The 16,361-nt window shown below is 64.8% G+C and carries 15 protein-coding genes; 3 read left to right on the forward strand and 12 right to left on the reverse strand.

From position 1 onward, the window contains the following. Positions 1 to 55: 55 nt before the first annotated feature. From tpiA to DN412_RS14605, 5 genes are all read right to left on the reverse strand, one after another. On the reverse strand, positions 56 to 793 hold the full coding sequence (gene tpiA, locus DN412_RS14585) for a triose-phosphate isomerase (protein ID WP_115212282.1): 738 nt from the start codon (positions 791 to 793) through the stop codon (positions 56 to 58). A 114-nt stretch (positions 794 to 907) separates the two neighbouring features. Next, positions 908 to 1,912, reverse strand: coding sequence for an NAD(P)H-quinone oxidoreductase (locus tag DN412_RS14590; protein WP_115212344.1), 1,005 nt, complete (start codon positions 1,910 to 1,912; stop codon positions 908 to 910). A 184-nt stretch (positions 1,913 to 2,096) separates the two neighbouring features. After that, complete coding sequence (pnp, locus tag DN412_RS14595; RefSeq protein ID WP_115212283.1) at positions 2,097 to 4,268, reverse strand: polyribonucleotide nucleotidyltransferase; 2,172 nt, start codon at positions 4,266 to 4,268, stop codon at positions 2,097 to 2,099. 446 nt (positions 4,269 to 4,714) lie between these two features. Further along, a complete protein-coding gene (rpsO, locus tag DN412_RS14600; RefSeq protein ID WP_010809136.1) occupies positions 4,715 to 4,984 on the reverse strand; it encodes a 30S ribosomal protein S15 in 270 nt (89 codons plus the stop codon). A gap of 173 nt (positions 4,985 to 5,157) precedes the next feature. Next, the gene (locus tag DN412_RS14605; RefSeq protein WP_115212284.1) at positions 5,158 to 6,414 is read right to left on the reverse strand and encodes a branched-chain amino acid ABC transporter substrate-binding protein; all 1,257 of its coding nucleotides are present in this window, start codon (positions 6,412 to 6,414) and stop codon (positions 5,158 to 5,160) included. A gap of 203 nt (positions 6,415 to 6,617) precedes the next feature. Between DN412_RS14605 and DN412_RS14610 the strand changes: the two genes are divergently transcribed. Further along, positions 6,618 to 7,145, forward strand: a complete 528-nt coding sequence (locus DN412_RS14610; protein ID WP_115212285.1) for a hypothetical protein — start codon at positions 6,618 to 6,620, stop codon at positions 7,143 to 7,145. Between the two features lie 99 nt (positions 7,146 to 7,244). Here the strand turns inward: DN412_RS14610 and DN412_RS14615 are convergent, their stop codons facing one another. From DN412_RS14615 to DN412_RS14645, 7 genes are all read right to left on the reverse strand, one after another. Further along, positions 7,245 to 8,786 (reverse strand): 2-isopropylmalate synthase, encoded by a 1,542-nt coding sequence (locus DN412_RS14615; protein WP_115212286.1) that lies wholly within the window; start codon positions 8,784 to 8,786, stop codon positions 7,245 to 7,247. 334 nt (positions 8,787 to 9,120) lie between these two features. Beyond that, the gene (gene lysM, locus DN412_RS14620; protein WP_078195715.1) at positions 9,121 to 9,624 is read right to left on the reverse strand and encodes a peptidoglycan-binding protein LysM; all 504 of its coding nucleotides are present in this window, start codon (positions 9,622 to 9,624) and stop codon (positions 9,121 to 9,123) included. Between the two features lie 124 nt (positions 9,625 to 9,748). Further along, positions 9,749 to 10,654: a CDP-diacylglycerol--serine O-phosphatidyltransferase gene (gene pssA, locus DN412_RS14625; protein WP_115212287.1), complete on the reverse strand. Its 906-nt coding sequence runs from the start codon at positions 10,652 to 10,654 to the stop codon at positions 9,749 to 9,751. A 25-nt stretch (positions 10,655 to 10,679) separates the two neighbouring features. Then, positions 10,680 to 11,330, reverse strand: coding sequence for a phosphatidylserine decarboxylase (locus DN412_RS14630; protein ID WP_115212288.1), 651 nt, complete (start codon positions 11,328 to 11,330; stop codon positions 10,680 to 10,682). A gap of 254 nt (positions 11,331 to 11,584) precedes the next feature. Next, entirely contained in the window at positions 11,585 to 12,601 is a 1,017-nt protein-coding gene (gene ilvC / locus DN412_RS14635; protein WP_115212289.1) for a ketol-acid reductoisomerase, read from the reverse strand. 123 nt (positions 12,602 to 12,724) lie between these two features. Continuing rightward, a complete protein-coding gene (gene ilvN / locus DN412_RS14640) occupies positions 12,725 to 13,216 on the reverse strand; it encodes an acetolactate synthase small subunit (RefSeq protein ID WP_010809144.1) in 492 nt (163 codons plus the stop codon). Further along, a complete protein-coding gene (locus DN412_RS14645; protein WP_115212290.1) occupies positions 13,216 to 14,979 on the reverse strand; it encodes an acetolactate synthase 3 catalytic subunit in 1,764 nt (587 codons plus the stop codon). The genes ilvN and DN412_RS14645 overlap by 1 nt, the downstream gene beginning before the upstream one ends. A 380-nt stretch (positions 14,980 to 15,359) precedes the next feature. Here DN412_RS14645 and DN412_RS14650 point away from each other — a divergent pair, with 380 nt between their 5' ends. Together DN412_RS14650 and DN412_RS14655 are read left to right on the forward strand one after the other, a co-directional pair. Next, positions 15,360 to 15,929: an RNA polymerase sigma factor gene (locus DN412_RS14650; RefSeq protein WP_115212291.1), complete on the forward strand. Its 570-nt coding sequence runs from the start codon at positions 15,360 to 15,362 to the stop codon at positions 15,927 to 15,929. Further along, the gene (locus DN412_RS14655) at positions 15,926 to 16,360 is read left to right on the forward strand and encodes a DUF3619 family protein (RefSeq protein WP_078195709.1); all 435 of its coding nucleotides are present in this window, start codon (positions 15,926 to 15,928) and stop codon (positions 16,358 to 16,360) included. Before DN412_RS14650 ends, DN412_RS14655 begins: the two co-directional genes overlap by 4 nt. The last annotated feature ends 1 nt before the right edge of the window (position 16,361 follow it).

Genomic DNA, 16,361 nt, shown 5'->3' on the forward strand with positions numbered 1-16,361 from the left:
AATAAGCCTTACTGGCTGGTTACTTGCTTGATCGGTCGATCGGAACGGCCGGCATTCAGGCGTTGCCGATCGCGAGAAAATCTTCCGACTTCAGCGAGGCGCCGCCAATCAGGCCCCCGTCGATATCGGTCATGGAAAACAGTTCGGCCGCATTGTCCGGCTTGACGCTGCCGCCGTACAGGATGGCCATGCGCTCGGCCACGCCCGCGTCGCGCGCGGCAACCTGGACGCGCAGGAAGGCGTGCACCGCCTGCGCCTGCTCGCTGGTGGCAGTCTTGCCGGTGCCGATCGCCCAGACCGGCTCATAGGCCAGCACCACGCGGCTCAGCTGCTCCACCGTCAGCGCCTCCAGCACGGCCTGCAGCTGCCTGCCGACCACGGCCTCGGTCTCGCCCGCCTCGCGCTGGGCCAGCGTCTCACCCACGCAGACCACCGGAACGATGCCGAATTCCAGCGCGCGCAGCGCCTTGGCCGCGACGGTCTGGTCGGTTTCGCCATGATAGGTGCGGCGCTCCGAGTGACCAACCAGCACATACGTGCAGCCAAACTCACCCAGCATCGACGCGGCCACTTCGCCGGTAAAGGCGCCGCGCGCCTCGGCCGACACATCCTGTGCACCCCAGGCCACTTGCGAGCCATTCAGCAACGCCTGGCATTGTGCAAGATAGGGGAACGGCGCGCAGACCGCCAGCATCGCCTTGGCCGCGCCAGCCTTGATTCCCTCCAGCAGCGCTGCGTTTGCAGCCAGGCTGCCATGCATCTTCCAATTGCCGATGACGAGCTTTTGTCTCACGAAGTGCCCCTCCCAAATCAAACCCGCTATTGTAGCGTGTGGCAGGGGCACGGCGCTACCGCCGCCCGATGGCGGCGGGCGGCAGCATTGGCCACACGCAACGGGCGCTGCGCTTTACCAGGTCAGCACGATCTTGCCGATATGCTCGCTCGACTCCATCAGGCGATGCGCGTCGGCTGCCTGCGCAGCCGGGAACACCTGGTGGATCACCGGCTTGATCTTGCCCGCGGCCAGCAGCGGCCACACCTGCTCATGCAGCGCCGCGGCAATCTTGCCCTTGAACGATGCCGGGCGCGGACGCAGCGTAGAGCCGGTCACGGTGATGCGCCGGCGCAGGATATCGCCCAGCGGGATCTCGGCCTTGGCACCGCCCAGCAGCGCGATGATGACGATACGGCCATCGTCGGCGATGCACTTCAGCTCGCGTGCCAGGTACGGGCCGGCAACCATGTCGAGAATCACGTCGACGCCATTGCCGCCGGTCAGCGCGGCCACCTCGGCAACGAAGTCCTGGGTCTTGTAGTTGATCGCACGATCGGCACCCAGGTCTTCGCAGGCCTTGCACTTCTCGTCGGTGCCGGCGGTGACGAACACCTTGTAGCCCAGCGCCTTGGCGATCTGGATCGCGGTCGTGCCGATGCCGCTGGAGCCGCCCTGGATCAGCAGGGTTTCATCCTTGCCGCGCGGGCCCTGGCCCAGGTAGCCGCGGTCGAACACATTGCTCCAGACCGTGAAGAAGGTCTCCGGCAGCGCCGCGGCCTCGATATCGCTCAGGCCTTGCGGCGCGGGCAGGACCTGCGCCAGCGGCGCCGTGCACAGCTGCGCGTAGCCACCGCCCTGCACCAGCGCGCAGACGCGGTCGCCCACATTCAGGCCGAAGCGGTTGTCGGCATGCGACAGGTCGCCGCCCACCACCACGCCCGCCACTTCCAGGCCGGGCAGGTCCGACGCGCCCGGCGGCACCGGGTAGTTGCCAGTGCGCTGGAACACGTCCGGACGATTGACGCCGGCGGCCGCCACGCGGATCAGGACCTCGCCCGCGCCCGGCACCGGGTCGGGCCGCTCGGCCAGCTGGAGGACTTCGGGGGCACCGTATTCGCGGATCTCGATGGCTTGCATGCTGCTCTGCTCCTTGTACTTGTCTTGGCGCGGTTCGACGATGCGTCGCGCCAGGGTCGGTGTGAGCCTTGGCTCGATAGGGTTGCCGGCAGTGTAAACAAAAAAACGGCTGGACATCGTCCAGCCGTTTTTCCGGCGGCGCCACCTTGCGGCAGCGCCTGCGGGCAGTCCTGCCCCGCTGACTTTACTGCTGTTCCGAGCCTTCGGCCGGAGCAGCCGGGGCGGCGGCTTCGCCAGCGTTGATCGGGCTGATGCTGCCGCCCTCTTCGGCCAGCGCGGCCTTCAGCGACAGGCGCAGGCGGCCCTTCTCGTCAGCCTGGATCAGCTTGACGCGGACATGCTGGCCTTCCTTCAGCCAGTCCTTGATGTCCTTCACACGCTCGTTGACGATTTCCGAGATGTGCAGCAGGCCATCCTTGCCCGGCAGGATGTTGACGATGGCGCCGAAGTCCAGCAGCTTCAGCACGGTGCCGGCGTAGATCTTGCCCACTTCGGCTTCCGCGGTGATGCCTTCGATGCGGCGCTTGGCTTCGGCCATGCCGTCGGTCGAGGTCGACGCGATCGTGATCGTGCCGTCTTCCTGGATGTCGATGGTGGTGCCGGTTTCCTTGGTCAGCGCCTGGATGGTCGAGCCGCCCTTGCCGATCACTTCGCGGATCTTGTCCGGATGGATCTTCATGGTGATCATACGCGGCGCGTGCGCCGACAGCTCGGTGCGGGCATGGCCCATCGCTTCCTGCATCTTGTGCAGGATGTGCAGACGGCCTTCCTTGGCCTGCGCCAGCGCGACCTGCATGATCTCCTTGGTGATGCCCTGGACCTTGATGTCCATCTGCAGCGCGGTGATGCCGTTGTCGGTACCCGCCACCTTGAAGTCCATGTCGCCCAGGTGGTCTTCGTCACCCAGGATGTCGGTCAGCACGGCGAACTTGTTGCCTTCCAGGATCAGGCCCATGGCCACGCCGGCCACGTGCGCCTTGACCGGAACGCCGGCGTCCATCAGTGCCAGGCAGCCGCCGCAGACCGAAGCCATCGACGACGAGCCGTTGGACTCGGTGATTTCCGAAACCAGGCGGATGGTGTAGGCGAATTCATCGTCCTTCGGCAGCACCGGGATCAGTGCGCGCTTGGCCAGGCGGCCATGGCCGATTTCGCGGCGCTTCGGGCTGCCCACGCGACCCGTTTCACCGGTGGCGAACGGGGGCATGTTGTAGTGGAGCATGAAGCGGTCGCGGTATTCGCCGGCCAGCGCGTCGATGATCTGCTCGTCGCTCTTGGTGCCCAGCGTGGCCACCACCAGCGCCTGCGTCTCGCCGCGGGTGAACAGCGCCGAGCCGTGCGCGCGCGGCAGCACCGACGAACGGATCTCGATCGGGCGCACGGTGCGGGTGTCGCGGCCGTCGATGCGCGGCTCGCCGCTCAGGACCTGGCCACGGACGATCTTGGCTTCCAGGTCGAACATGATGTTGCCGACTTCCACCTTGTCGGCCTGGACGCCGGCGGCTTCCAGTGCGGCGGCCACGTTGGCCGACACTTCCTTCAGCTTCTGGCTGCGGGCCGACTTCTGGCGCAGCTGGTAGGCTTCCTGCAGCAGCGGCAGTGCCACTTCGGTGACCTTGGCGATCAGCGGCTCGTTCTTGGCGGCCGGGGCCCAGTCCCACTCGGGCTTGCCGCCTTCGCGCACCAGCTCATGGATGGCGTTGATCGCGATCTGCATCTGCTCGTGGCCATAGACCACGGCACCCAGCATGACCTCTTCGGACAGCTGGTTGGCTTCCGATTCCACCATCAGCACGGCGCGCTCGGTACCGGCGACCACCAGGTCCAGGTCCGAGGCGGCGATCTGCGAGCGGGTCGGGTTCAGCAGGTACTGGCCGTCCTTGTAGCCCACGCGCGCGGCGCCCACCGGGCCGTTGAACGGGATGCCCGACACGGCCAGCGCGGCCGATGCGCCGATCAGCGCGGGGATGTCGGCGGGCACTTCCGGGTTCAGCGAGACCACGTGGATCACCACCTGGACGTCGTTGTAGAAGCCTTCCGGGAACAGCGGGCGCAGCGGACGGTCGATCAGGCGCGAGGTCAGGGTCTCGTTTTCCGACGGACGGCCTTCACGCTTGAAGAAGCCGCCGGGGATCTTGCCGGCTGCGTAGGTCTTCTCGATGTAGTCGACGGTCAGCGGGAAGAAGTCCTGGCCCGGCTTCGGGCTCTTGGCGGCGACCACGGTCGCCAGCACCACGGTGTCTTCCACATCGACCAGCACCGCACCGCCGGCCTGGCGGGCGATTTCGCCGGTTTCCATGCGGACCGTGTGCTGGCCCCACTGGAATTCCTTGACGACCTTGTTGAACATGGACATTTGCATTCCTTGACTTGCGTGCAGGCCGCGCAATTACGCAATCACTCGCGCGCGGCCTGCGACGCCTGCGTTCTCAGCCGCAGGCAAACTGCCGGGTTGACGGTCGCGGTCGCAGGGAAGTGCTATGCCATTCCAGCGCGGCACCGGCATGCCGATGCCGCGCTGGAATGACACAAAGCCCTGGTTCCTTGCCCGATCCGGGTATTCAAAACAAAAAGAACAACTTACTCCGTTGCGCAGCTTGCTGCAACGGGCGCCCGGGGAATCAGAATGCTCGCCGGGCGGCGTGAAGCGAAAATCACTTCATCAACTGCCTGCATCCCTGGGCAAGGCGGATTCACCCCGCCAGAAATGCAAAATGCCTGCCCCAGCAATGCTGAAGCAGGCATCGAGGCCTCACGCGAAACCGTGCAAACCCTGGAATCGCGCTGCCATCGGACGCAACCTTACTTGCGCAGACCCAGCTTTTCGATCAGGGCGCGGTAACGGTCGGCATCGTTGGACTTGAGGTAGTCCAGCAGACGGCGACGGCGGCTCACCATGCGCAGCAGACCGCGGCGGCTGTGGTGATCCTTCATGTTGGCCTTGAAATGCGGGGTCAGTTCGTTGATGCGGGTGGTCAGCAGGGCCACTTGCACTTCGGGGCTGCCAGTGTCGTTGGCGCCACGTGCGAACTGCTTGATGACTTCGGACTTGTTGATATCGGCAACTGCCATGATGATTTCCTTTCACTTGCGAACGCTACAGCGCGGGATGCGCCGCATGCGTCGTGCCATGTATTGACTGGCTACTGCCGCCACCAGGCCGATGGCCCGATCACGACAGCCGCGGATTATAGCCGAAAAGCCCCGGCAGGAGTACCCGGCAGCCCGGCCGGACGTTCCGAGGCTCAGGGGCGCTCCATCCGGCACGTGGTCGGCAGCGTGGTCTGCGCGGCCTTGAGCTTGCGCACGGTACGGAAGCCATAGCCCGAGCCTTCGTTGTCGAATCGCACCGCCCCGCCCTGCCGCTCCATCACCGACACGTACAGCGGCTGCAGCACCTGGTGGTCGTCGGCGCGCACGGTGGCCTCGTGGAAGTCATTGACGTAGCGCATGTTCTCCAGCGCACGCGCCACCTTGACCGCATCGGTGGAGCCGGCCTGCTCGATCGCGCGCGCCAGCATCTCCACCATCATCTGCATGCGCAGGTGGACGTAGTCGTCCCTGGGGTCCGGATAGCGCGCGCGGAACTGCCGATAGAAGGCGTCGGATGCCGCGCCGCCCACGTTGGGGTGCCATTCCGCCACCGCCAGCACGCGGCCCACGCCGGCATCGCCCATCGCCGCCGGCGCGCCCAGGCCATTGCCGTAGAAGGTATAGAACCTGGCCTGCAGGCCGCCTTCGCGCGCGGCCTTGACCATCAGCGTCAGGTCGTTGCCCCAGTTGCCGGTGATGACCGCATCCGCCCCGCTCGCCTTGATCTTGGCGATATAGGGCGCGAAGTCCTTGATCTTGCCGATCGGGTGGAACTCGTCGCCCACGATCTGGATATCCGGGCGGCGCGCCGCCAGCATCTCGCGCGCCGAACGCGACACCTGGTGGCCAAAGCTGTAGTCCTGGTCGATCAGGTAGACCCGGCGCACGGTCTGGTCCTGGCGGATCACCTCGGTCAGCGCCTGCATGCGCATGTCGGCGCTGGCGTCGAAACGGAAGTGCCAGAAGCTGCAGTTCTCATTGGTCAGGCTGGGATCGACCGCCGAGTAGTTCAGGAACAGCACGCGCGCGTCGGGCTGGCGCGCATTGTGGCGGTTGATGGCCGACACCAGCGCGCCGGCCACGGCCGAGCTATTGCCCTGCAGGACGAAGGGAATGCGCTTGTCGGTCAGCGCGCGCAGCTGGATCAGGCTTTCATCGACATTGCCCTTGCTGTCGAAGGTGACCAGCTCCAGCGGCCGCGTGCCCTCGGCGGTCTTCACGCCGCCGCGCGCATTGATGCGGTCGATCGCCAGGCGCAGGTTGCGCACCACCGCCTCGCCGGCGTTGGCGAACGGGCCGGACAAGCCGTCGATCATGCCCAGCCGGATCGGCTCCTGGGCCGACGCGCCCGCCGCTGCCACCAGCAACAACCCGCCCAGCCATCCACGCCACCGTGCCGCAACCTTCATTCATCTCTCCCGGAAAGCGCTGGATGGTACGGCAGCCCCCGCCTGGCGGCAAATGCGATGGCGCCCGGCCAGTGGCACGCGGTTCCCCGGGGAAACAGGCAAGTTGCAGGAATATCTCCCAAAAAGCAGCGCCCGGCGCACAAACGGCGGGGACCGCACTACACTTGCGGCATTCCCATCCACGCATCGGCCGAGGTCCTGCCATGATTCCTGTCATCGCCAACGGCGCTCGCCGGCTCACGCTGGCGCTGGGGGTCGCCATGCTGTCCGCCTGCACCACGCTGATGCCGGCACAGGAAGGCACCAGGCTGGTGGGCCAGCCGCAAGCCGCGGTACAGGCCGCCTTCGGCCCGCCCACCGATGTGTTCCCGCTGCGCGACGGGACCTCGCGCTGGATCTACTCCAAGCAGCCGCTGGGCCAGTATGCCTATGGCGCCGACTTCGACCCCAGCGGCAACCTGACCGCCTTCCGCAACATGCTGTCGACGCCCGAACTCTACAAGGCGCAGGTCAACACCTGGACCAAGCGGGACGTGGCCGAGCATTTCGGCATGACGCGCCTGCCGGTCGACTACTACCCCCTGATGCGGCGCGAGGTCTGGTCCTACCGCTTCCGCCACGAAGACATGTGGCCGTCGCTGTTCAACTTCTATTTCGACGACGCCGGCATCCTGCGCCAGACCCAGATCACGCCCGACCCGCTCTACGATCCCGCCGAGCGCCGTCGCTGAGCACATGAAAAAGCCCGCCATCCCCGGGTCGGGGATGGCGGGCTTGGTCCGTACGCTCAGGCCGGGTAGGCCTTCCGCCGTCTGACGCAGAGGCCTTGGTCAGATCTGCGGATTGATCTTCTGCACAGCCTTGTCGTGCAGCTTGTTCAGCGCGGCCAGGTAGGCCTTGGCCGAGGCGGCGACGATATCCGGGTCGGTGCCCACGCCGTTGACGATGCGGCCGGCCTTGGTCAGGCGCACGGTCACTTCGCCCTGGGCCTCGGTGCCGCCGGTGATGGCGTTCACCGAGTAGAGCACCATCTCGGCGCCGCTGGCCACGCGCGACTCGATCGCATGCAGCGTGGCGTCGACCGGGCCGTTGCCCTCGCCCTCGCCGCTCTGTTCCTGGCCGTCCATGCTGAACACCACGCGTGCGTGCGGGCGCTCGCCGGTCTCGGAGCGCTGCGACAGCGAGATGAAGCGGAAGTGCTCGTTGGCGTCGTGCTGGGCTTCGTTCGAGACGATGGCGACAATGTCCTCGTCGAAGATCTCGGCCTTCTGGTCGGCCAGTTCCTTGAAGCGGGTGAAGGCGGCATTGACTTCGGTCTCGCTCTCGAGCTCGATGCCCAGTTCCTGCAAGCGCTGCTTGAAGGCATTGCGGCCCGACAGCTTGCCCAGCACGATCTTGTTGGCGGTCCAGCCCACATCCTCCGCGCGCATGATCTCGTAGGTGTCGCGCGCCTTGAGCACGCCATCCTGGTGGATGCCCGAGGCATGCGCGAAGGCGTTGGCGCCCACCACGGCCTTGTTCGGCTGCACCACGAAACCGGTGATCTGCGACACCAGCTTGGAGGCCGGCACGATCTGCGTGGTATCCACGCCGACATCCAGGTCGAAATAGTCGCGGCGGGTCTTCACCGCCATCACGACCTCTTCCAGGCTGGTGTTGCCGGCGCGCTCGCCGAGGCCGTTGATGGTGCATTCGACCTGGCGCGCGCCGGCCATCTTGACGGCGGCCAGCGAGTTGGCGACGGCCATGCCCAGGTCGTTATGGCAGTGCACCGACCAGATCGCCTTGTCCGAGTTGGGAATGCGCTCGCGCACCGAGCGGATCAGCGCGGCATAGCCTTCCGGCACGGCATAGCCCACGGTATCGGGCAGGTTGATGGTGGTCGCGCCTTCTGCAATCACGCCCTCCAGCACGCGGCACAGGAAGTCCATGTCCGAGCGGCTGCCGTCTTCCGGCGAGAACTCGATATCGTCGGTGAACTGGCGCGCAAAGCGCACCGCCAGGCGGGCCTGCTGGTACACCTCGTCCGGCGTCATGCGCAGCTTCTTTTCCATGTGCAGCGCGGACGTGGCGATGAAGGTGTGGATGCGGAACGAGTTGGCCGGCTTGAGCGCCTCGGCGGCACGGGCAATGTCCTTGTCGTTGGCACGGGCCAGCGAGCAGATCGTCGAGTCCTTGACCACCTGCGCGATCGAGCGGATCGCCTCGAAGTCGCCGTTGGAGCTCGCGGCGAAACCGGCCTCGATCACATCGACCTTCAGGCGTTCCAGCTGGCGTGCGATGCGGATCTTTTCCTCGCGGGTCATCGAGGCGCCGGGCGACTGCTCGCCGTCACGCAAGGTGGTGTCGAAAATGATGAGTTTGTCAGACATTTGTGGAGCTCCTGATTGCTTATCGTGTGCTGTCCCCGGCATGCTGCGTCCGGGGCTTTACCGCCTGTTCCGCGCTCCACGGCTGTGGAATGCAAAACGCCCCGGCGTGCGTGCAGCAGGCCGGGGCGTTGGAAATTCCTTGCGGATTTCGCGCTAAGGGAGTGAGTCCGTCCTTAGCGTGCGCGCGTCCCGACCTGATGGCCTAGTAGGCCACCTAGGGTGGTGCGGGCGATTAGGACTTGGCGCGAAATCATGTCAGCGACTATAGCCGAGTTGGCACGCCCGTGCAATACAGGGTTTAGCCCATTTTGCCCGGGAGTGCCATCGGCGCGGATCAGCCCTTGGGCGGGATGCGCAGCTTCTGGCCCGGGTAGATCTTGTCCGGGTGGCTCAGCATTGGCGTGTTGGCCTCGAAGATCTTGTTGTACTCGGCGCCGTTGCCATAGGCGGCCTGGGAGATTGCCCAGAGCGTGTCGCCCTTGACCACGGTATGCCAGGTCGATTCCTCGGACTCGACATTGACCGACATCTTGTCCTCGACCTTGTCCACACCCTCGACATTGCCGGCGCACAGGATGATCTTCTCGCGCGTGGCCTGGTCGGGCGCGACGCCGAACACAGTGACCAGCCCCTGCGAGCCGTCCACCTGCACCATCAGCCCGGTCGCGTCCAGCCCCATTTTCTTGATGTAGCCCTCGATCGCATCGCCCGCGGCGCGATTGGCGGCATCGACATTCTCCGCCGACGCATCCGCCGCGGCGGCGTCCTGCGCGGCCTTGGCCTCGCCGGTGCCGAACAGCTTTTCTCCCGCTTCCTTGATGAAGTCGAACATGCCCATGACATCCTCCTGACGGTGAGTGGAAAACACTGCAGAGTGCCACGCCCTGATGGCTGTGGCATGAAAACAATTGTGAATCCCGCAAAGCATGAAGGGCGCCTTAGCGCCCTTCTGCCTGCAAAACCTATGAAGCCTTGCCGCCGTTCTCGCGTTGCTTCTTCTCGATGGCGGGCTTGCCGTGCATTGCCCGCCAGGCCCACAGCACATAGCCCGAGATCGCATAGATCACGAACAGGCCGAACAGCGCCACCGGCGGATCGGTGGAAACCACCACGAACAGCACCAGGACCAGCACCATCATGCCGAACGGCACGCGGTAGCGCACGTCAAGCGCCTTGCCGCTGTAGAACGGCGCGTTGGACACCATCGACAACCCGGCGTAAAGCGTAATGCCGAAGGCCACCCACGGCATCCACAGCTCCTTGACCGGCAGCTTGTTGTCGATCACCAGCCAGACGAAGCCGGCCACCAGGGCAGCGGCCGCGGGGCTGGGCAGCCCCTGGAAGAAGCGCTTGTCGACGATGCCGATATTGGCGTTGAAGCGGGCCAGACGCAACGCCGCACAGGTGCAGTAGACGAACGCTGCGATCCAGCCCCACTTGCCCAGGTCATGCAGAATCCATTCATACATCACCAGCGCCGGCGCAACCCCGAACGAAGTCATGTCCGACAGCGAATCATATTGCTCGCCAAACGCACTCTGCGTATTGGTGATGCGCGCCACGCGCCCGTCCATGCCATCCAGCACCATCGCCGCGAAGATGGCGATGGCCGCGGCGTCGAAGCGCATGTTCATGGCCTGGACGATGGCGAAGAAGCCCGCGAACAGCGCCGCGGTGGTGAACGCGTTGGGCAGCAGGTAGATGCCGCGCCGGCGCGGACGCTGGTAGACGATATCGTGGCCGTGGTCGTCACCGGCTTCGTCGTCGAAGTCGTCGTCAGCGCCGCGCAGCTGGTTATGGCGGAACGGCCGCAGGTGGGTCACGTTGCCGTTGCTGCTGCGCTTGTTACGTCGATGGAAGGCAACCATCACAGTCCTCCGGTCAGGCCGCCGCTCACTTCACGTCGAGTTCGGCGAGGATGGTCGACGAGGCGGATACCTTCTCGCCGATGGTCACACGCGGGCGCGCATCGAGCGGCAGGTAGACGTCCACGCGCGAGCCGAAGCGGATAAAGCCGTAGCGCTGGCCGCGCGACAGGTTGTCGCCCACCTTGGTGTAGCACAGGATGCGGCGGGCCACGAGGCCGGCCACCTGCACCAGCGTCACCAGCTGGCCGTCGGTCGCGCGCCGGATCAGCACGGCGTTGCGCTCGTTCTCGGTCGAAGCCTTGTCCAGGTCAGCATTGACGAACTTGCCCGGGAAGTATTCGACCTTCTCGACCGCGCCATCGACCGAGACACGGTTCGAGTGCACGTTGAAGACGTTCATGAAGACGCTGATCTTCAGCGCCTCGCGGCCGGCGTACGGATCCTGCGCTTTTTCGACCACGACGATACGGCCGTCGGCCGGGGCCAGCACGGCGTTGGGCTGCGACGGGATCGGACGCGGCGGATCGCGGAAGAATTGCAGCACGAATACCGTGATGATCCACAGCGGCAACGCCCACCAGAAGCCCGCGCTGGCGTGCACCAGCAGCGAGATGACAAAGGCGCCGGCCAGGAACGGCCAGCCTTCACGGGCGATCAGCGGATGAGGATAGTTCATGCAGTACAGGTGTCGGTGGATACAAGACCATGGCAAGGCGGGACGGAAAGCGGCAATAGCGACGATTGCGGCCACCGCCAGCGCTCCATGGTCGCGGAGCAGGATAATGCACGCCTTGCCCGAAGTCTGACAAGCATAACAAAAAGCCGTTCAGGCCCCGCGACTCCCTCCTGATAATAGAAGGGCGTGGCACGGGACGCTGAACGGCTTCGGCCCGCCGCCGCGCGGCGCGGGCCATCAGACAGCGATGCAGCTTAGTTCTTCGACTGATCGACCATCTTGTTCTTGGCGATCCACGGCATCATCGCGCGCAGCTTGGCACCCACTTCTTCGATCTGGTGCTCGGCCGTCAGGCGGCGGCGCGAGATCAGCGTCGGGGCGCCGGCCTTGTTCTCCAGCAGGAAGCTCTTGGCGTATTCGCCGGTCTGGATGTCGGTCAGGCACTGCTTCATCGCCTTCTTGGTCTCTTCGGTCACCACGCGCGGACCGGTGACGTACTCACCATATTCCGCGTTGTTGGAGATCGAGTAGTTCATGTTGGCGATGCCGCCTTCATAGATCAGGTCGACGATCAGCTTCAGTTCGTGCAGGCACTCGAAGTAGGCCATTTCCGGCGCGTAGCCGGCTTCCACCAGGGTTTCGAAGCCAGCCTTGATCAGCTCGACGGTACCGCCGCACAGCACGGCCTGCTCGCCGAACAGGTCGGTTTCGGTTTCTTCGCGGAAGTTGGTCTCGATGATGCCGGCACGGCCGCCGCCGTTGGCGGTGGCGTACGACAGCGCGATGTCACGGGCGGCGCCGGACTTGTTCTGGTGCACGGCGATCAGGTGCGGCACGCCGCCACCTTGTGCGTACGTGGCGCGCACGGTGTGGCCCGGGGCCTTCGGCGCGATCATGATCACGTCCAGGTCGGCGCGCGGGATCACGGCACCGTAGTGCACGTTGAAGCCGTGGGCGAAGGCCAGCGCAGCGCCTTCCTTGATGTTGGCATGCACTTCATTCTTGTACACGTCGGCGATCTGCTCGTCCGGCAGCAGGATCATGACCACGTCGGCGCCCTTGACGGCCTCGGCCACTTCCTTGACTTGCAGGCCGGCGTTGACGGCCTTGTTCCACGACGCGCCGCTCTTGCGCAGGCCGACCGTCACATTGACGCCCGAATCCTTCAGGTTCAGCGCGTGGGCATGGCCCTGCGAGCCATAGCCGATGATGGTGACGTTCTTGCCCTTGATCAGGGAGAGGTCGGCGTCCTTGTCGTAAAACACTTTCATGATGATTCCTTCAATCTCTGTCTTTTGTATGAGGGGGGCGGCATCCTCGGGCGCATCGTGTGCGTCCGGATCGCGCCGCCCCGGGGATACTGCGTGAAGCCGTTTGGGTGAGCCGGGGCCCGGTCAGACCTTCAGGATGCGCTCGCCGCGGCCAATGCCCGAGCCGCCGGTACGGACGGTCTCAAGGATGGCGGTGCGGTCGATGGCGTCCAGGAACGCATCGAGCTTGACGCCGTTGCCGGTCAGCTCGATGGTGTAGGTCTTCTCGGTGACATCGATGATGCGGCCGCGGAAGATGTCGGCGGTGCGCTTCATTTCTTCGCGCTCCTTGCCCACCGCGCGCACCTTGACGAGCATCAGCTCGCGTTCGATGTGCGCGCCTTCGGTCAGGTCGACCACCTTGACCACTTCCACCAGGCGGTTCAGGTGCTTGGTGATCTGTTCGATCACGTCATCCGAGCCGGAGGTGACGATGGTCATGCGCGACAGCGAGGCATCCTCGGTGGGTGCCACGGTCAGCGTCTCGATGTTGTAGCCGCGGGCCGAGAACAGGCCCACCACGCGCGACAGCGCGCCCGGTTCGTTTTCCAGCAGGACCGAAATGATATGTCGCATTACAGGTCCTCCGCGCCGAGCAGCATTTCGGAAATGCCCTTGCCCGCCTGGACCATCGGCCAGACGTTTTCGGTGGGATCGGTCTGGAAGTCCAGGAACACGGTACGGTCCTTCAGGCGGAACGCCTCGCGCAGCGCCGGCTCGACGTCGGCCGTCTTCTCGACGCGCATGCCGACATGCCCGTAGGCCTCGGCCAGCTTGACGAAATCAGGCAGCGCGTCCATGTAGGAGTGCGAGTAGCGGTTGTCGTACTCGATCTCCTGCCACTGGCGCACCATGCCCAGGTAGCCATTGTTCAGCGAGCAGATCTTCACCGGGGTGTCGTACTGGAGGCAGGTCGACAGTTCCTGGATGCACATCTGGATCGAGCCTTCACCGGTGATGGTGACGACTTCCTTCTCCGGGAACGCCTTCTTGATGCCCATGGCGTACGGCAGGCCCACGCCCATCGTGCCCAGGCCGCCGGAGTTGATCCAGCGGCGCGGCTCGTCGAACTTGTAGAACTGCGCGGCCCACATCTGGTGCTGGCCGACGTCGGAGCAGATGAAGGCATCGCCGTGGGTCAGTTCCCAGATCTTTTCCACCACATACTGCGGCTTGATGATCTCGGAGTTGCGGTCGTACTTCAGGCAGTCCACCGAGCGCCATTGCTCGATCTGCTCCCACCACTTGGCGAGCGACTCGCGCTTGGGCTTGATGTCGCTGGCCTTGATCTGGGCAATCAGTTCCTGCAGCACGTCCTTGACGTTGCCGACGATGGGGATGTCGACCTTGACGCGCTTGGAAATCGACGACGGATCGATGTCGATATGGATGATCTTGCGCGCCTGCGAGGTGAAGTGCGACGGGTTGCCGATCACGCGGTCGTCGAAGCGGGCACCGATGGCGATCAGCACGTCGCAGTTCTGCATGGCCATGTTGGCTTCATACGTGCCGTGCATACCGAGCATGCCGACGAACTGCTTGCTGGTGCCGGGGAACGCGCCCAGGCCCATCAGCGTGTTGGTCACCGGGTGGCCGGTCAGCGCCGCCAGCTGGCGCAGCTCGTCGCTGGCATTGGCCAGCACCACGCCGCCACCGCTGTAAATGTACGGACGCTCGGCGCCCTGCAGCAGCGCCACGGCCTTGCGGATCTGGCCCGAGTGCCCCTTGTTCACCGGGTTGTACGAGCGCATGTCGATCGACTTGGGATACTCGTACTTGCAGGCATTGCGCGAGACATCCTTGGGGATGTCCACCACCACCGGGCCCGGACGGCCGGTCGAGGCAATGAAGAACGCCTTCTTGATGGTCGACGCGAGATCGCGCACGTCCTTCACCAGGAAGTTGTGCTTGACGATCGGGCGGGTGATGCCGACCGTGTCGCACTCCTGGAAGGCGTCCTGGCCAATGGCGTGGGTCGGCACATTGCCGGTGATCACCACCATCGGGATCGAGTCGAGGTAGGCGGTGGCAATGCCGGTGACGGCATTGGTCACGCCGGGACCGGAGGTCACCAGCGCTACGCCCACCTTGCCAGTTGCCCGTGCATAGCCGTCTGCGGCATGGACCGCGGCCTGCTCGTGGCGCACCAGAATGTGCTCGAACTTGGTTTGCTTGTGGAGCTCGTCGTAGATATACAGCACTGCGCCGCCGGGGTAGCCCCAGACGTACTCGACGCCTTCTTCGGCAAGTGCGTGAACGAGAATTTCCGCCCCGATCATTTCGGGTGCGGCAGATGAATTGCTGTCTGCGTGGGAGAATTCCGCGCTGGGCATGTTCATTTCAGTCCTTTGCAATTTTCGGCAAAAAATTGTTTGGATGCTCTCTGCCGGGCTTGTGGCTCGGGTTCAAGCGGTGCGCGTCTGCATGGAAGACCGCCTCATAAGCGGCCGGATGAGACAACCACTGATGTCGTGTGAACCGACGATGATACTGCAATGCACCAGCGCGGTCTACGGTTGTTTATGCCCTGCGCATCGGGGAGTTCCCGGACAAGCGGCATGACTTTTCCGCGCTGCAATGTATTTCTCGGCATACAAGGTGGTACAGAGCGGCGTTTTTTTGCTAGCATCGCACCACCTTGGATGTGCCACGGGCCGTACGCAGCACATTCACCAAAGCCGGGCATTTTGACCCGCAGTAACAAGCCGCAACCGCCTGAATGGCCACCGACCAGGAACTGTCCGATTTTCTTGCCAGCGTCGAGCGCCGCGCCTTCAAGCAGGCCGTGTTCTCGGTCCGCGACGACGAGGCCGCGCTGGATATTGTCCAGGACGCGATGATCAAGCTGGCCGAAAAATATGGCGACAAGGGCGCCGCCGAGCTGGCGCCGCTGTTCCAGCGCATCCTGCAGAACACGATCCACGACTATTTCCGCCGCCAGAAGGTGCGCAACACCTGGGTCTCGCTGTTTTCCAGCCTGCGCGACGACCGCGACGGCGGCGACGACAACGACCTGCTGGAGACGCTTGAGGCACAGGCGGGCTCCGAATCGGCCGAAAGCAGCGCCGACAAGGTCGAGCGCGCCCAGGTCATGCACATCATCGAGCAGGAAATCCAGCGGCTGCCGGCGCGTCAACGCCAGGCATTCCTGATGCGTTACTGGGAGGATATGGACGTTGCCGAAACTGCCGCGGTAATGGGCTGTTCCGAAGGCAGCGTCAAGACGCACTGTTCCCGTGCCACGCACACCCTTGCGCAGGCACTGCGTGCACGGGGGGTCCGACTATGAGCAGAAACGACAAAGAAATCAGCGAACGCCGGTTTGCCCATGAGGTTCGGGCGGCACTCGATGCCGGCACCGAGGCCTTGCCGGCCGACCTTTCCGAACGGCTCGCAGCGGCGCGCCGGATCGCGGTCGCTCGCAAGAAGGCCGCCGCGCCCGTGCTGGTGCCGCAACTGGCCATGCCGGGCGTGCACGCTTCCCTGTTTGACGAAGATGACGGCTCGCCGCTGCACCGCGCCGGTGCCTGGCTGCGCCGCCTCGGCCTGGTCTGGACGCTGGTGGCGCTGGCCGCCGGCCTGATGGGCATCTATCACTGGCAGGAACAGAAGCGCATCGAGGAACTGGCCGACATCGACGCCGCCATGCTGCTCGACGACCTGCCACCTACGGCCTACGCCGACGAGGGCTTCCACGTCTTCCTGAAGCGCGGGCAATAGC

The organism is Cupriavidus lacunae (genome assembly GCF_003353055.1).
GTDB classification, from domain to species: domain Bacteria; phylum Pseudomonadota; class Gammaproteobacteria; order Burkholderiales; family Burkholderiaceae; genus Cupriavidus; species Cupriavidus lacunae.

Excerpts from the sequence above, each read along its gene's own strand:
- rpsO (WP_010809136.1), bottom strand. The coding sequence starts at position 4,984 with ATGGCAGTTGCCGATATCAACAAGTCCGAAGTCATCAAGCAGTTCGCA.
- DN412_RS14590 (WP_115212344.1), bottom strand. The coding sequence starts at position 1,912 with ATGCAAGCCATCGAGATCCGCGAATACGGTGCCCCCGAAGTCCTCCAG.
- DN412_RS14610 (WP_115212285.1), top strand. The coding sequence starts at position 6,618 with ATGATTCCTGTCATCGCCAACGGCGCTCGCCGGCTCACGCTGGCGCTG.
- pssA (WP_115212287.1), bottom strand. The coding sequence starts at position 10,654 with ATGGTTGCCTTCCATCGACGTAACAAGCGCAGCAGCAACGGCAACGTG.
- lysM (WP_078195715.1), bottom strand. The coding sequence starts at position 9,624 with ATGGGCATGTTCGACTTCATCAAGGAAGCGGGAGAAAAGCTGTTCGGC.
- DN412_RS14645 (WP_115212290.1), bottom strand. The coding sequence starts at position 14,979 with ATGAACATGCCCAGCGCGGAATTCTCCCACGCAGACAGCAATTCATCT.
- DN412_RS14605 (WP_115212284.1), bottom strand. The coding sequence starts at position 6,414 with ATGAAGGTTGCGGCACGGTGGCGTGGATGGCTGGGCGGGTTGTTGCTG.
- ilvN (WP_010809144.1), bottom strand. The coding sequence starts at position 13,216 with ATGCGACATATCATTTCGGTCCTGCTGGAAAACGAACCGGGCGCGCTG.
- ilvC (WP_115212289.1), bottom strand. The coding sequence starts at position 12,601 with ATGAAAGTGTTTTACGACAAGGACGCCGACCTCTCCCTGATCAAGGGC.
- DN412_RS14630 (WP_115212288.1), bottom strand. The coding sequence starts at position 11,330 with ATGAACTATCCTCATCCGCTGATCGCCCGTGAAGGCTGGCCGTTCCTG.
- DN412_RS14650 (WP_115212291.1), top strand. The coding sequence starts at position 15,360 with ATGGCCACCGACCAGGAACTGTCCGATTTTCTTGCCAGCGTCGAGCGC.
- DN412_RS14615 (WP_115212286.1), bottom strand. The coding sequence starts at position 8,786 with ATGTCTGACAAACTCATCATTTTCGACACCACCTTGCGTGACGGCGAG.
- pnp (WP_115212283.1), bottom strand. The coding sequence starts at position 4,268 with ATGTCCATGTTCAACAAGGTCGTCAAGGAATTCCAGTGGGGCCAGCAC.
- DN412_RS14655 (WP_078195709.1), top strand. The coding sequence starts at position 15,926 with ATGAGCAGAAACGACAAAGAAATCAGCGAACGCCGGTTTGCCCATGAG.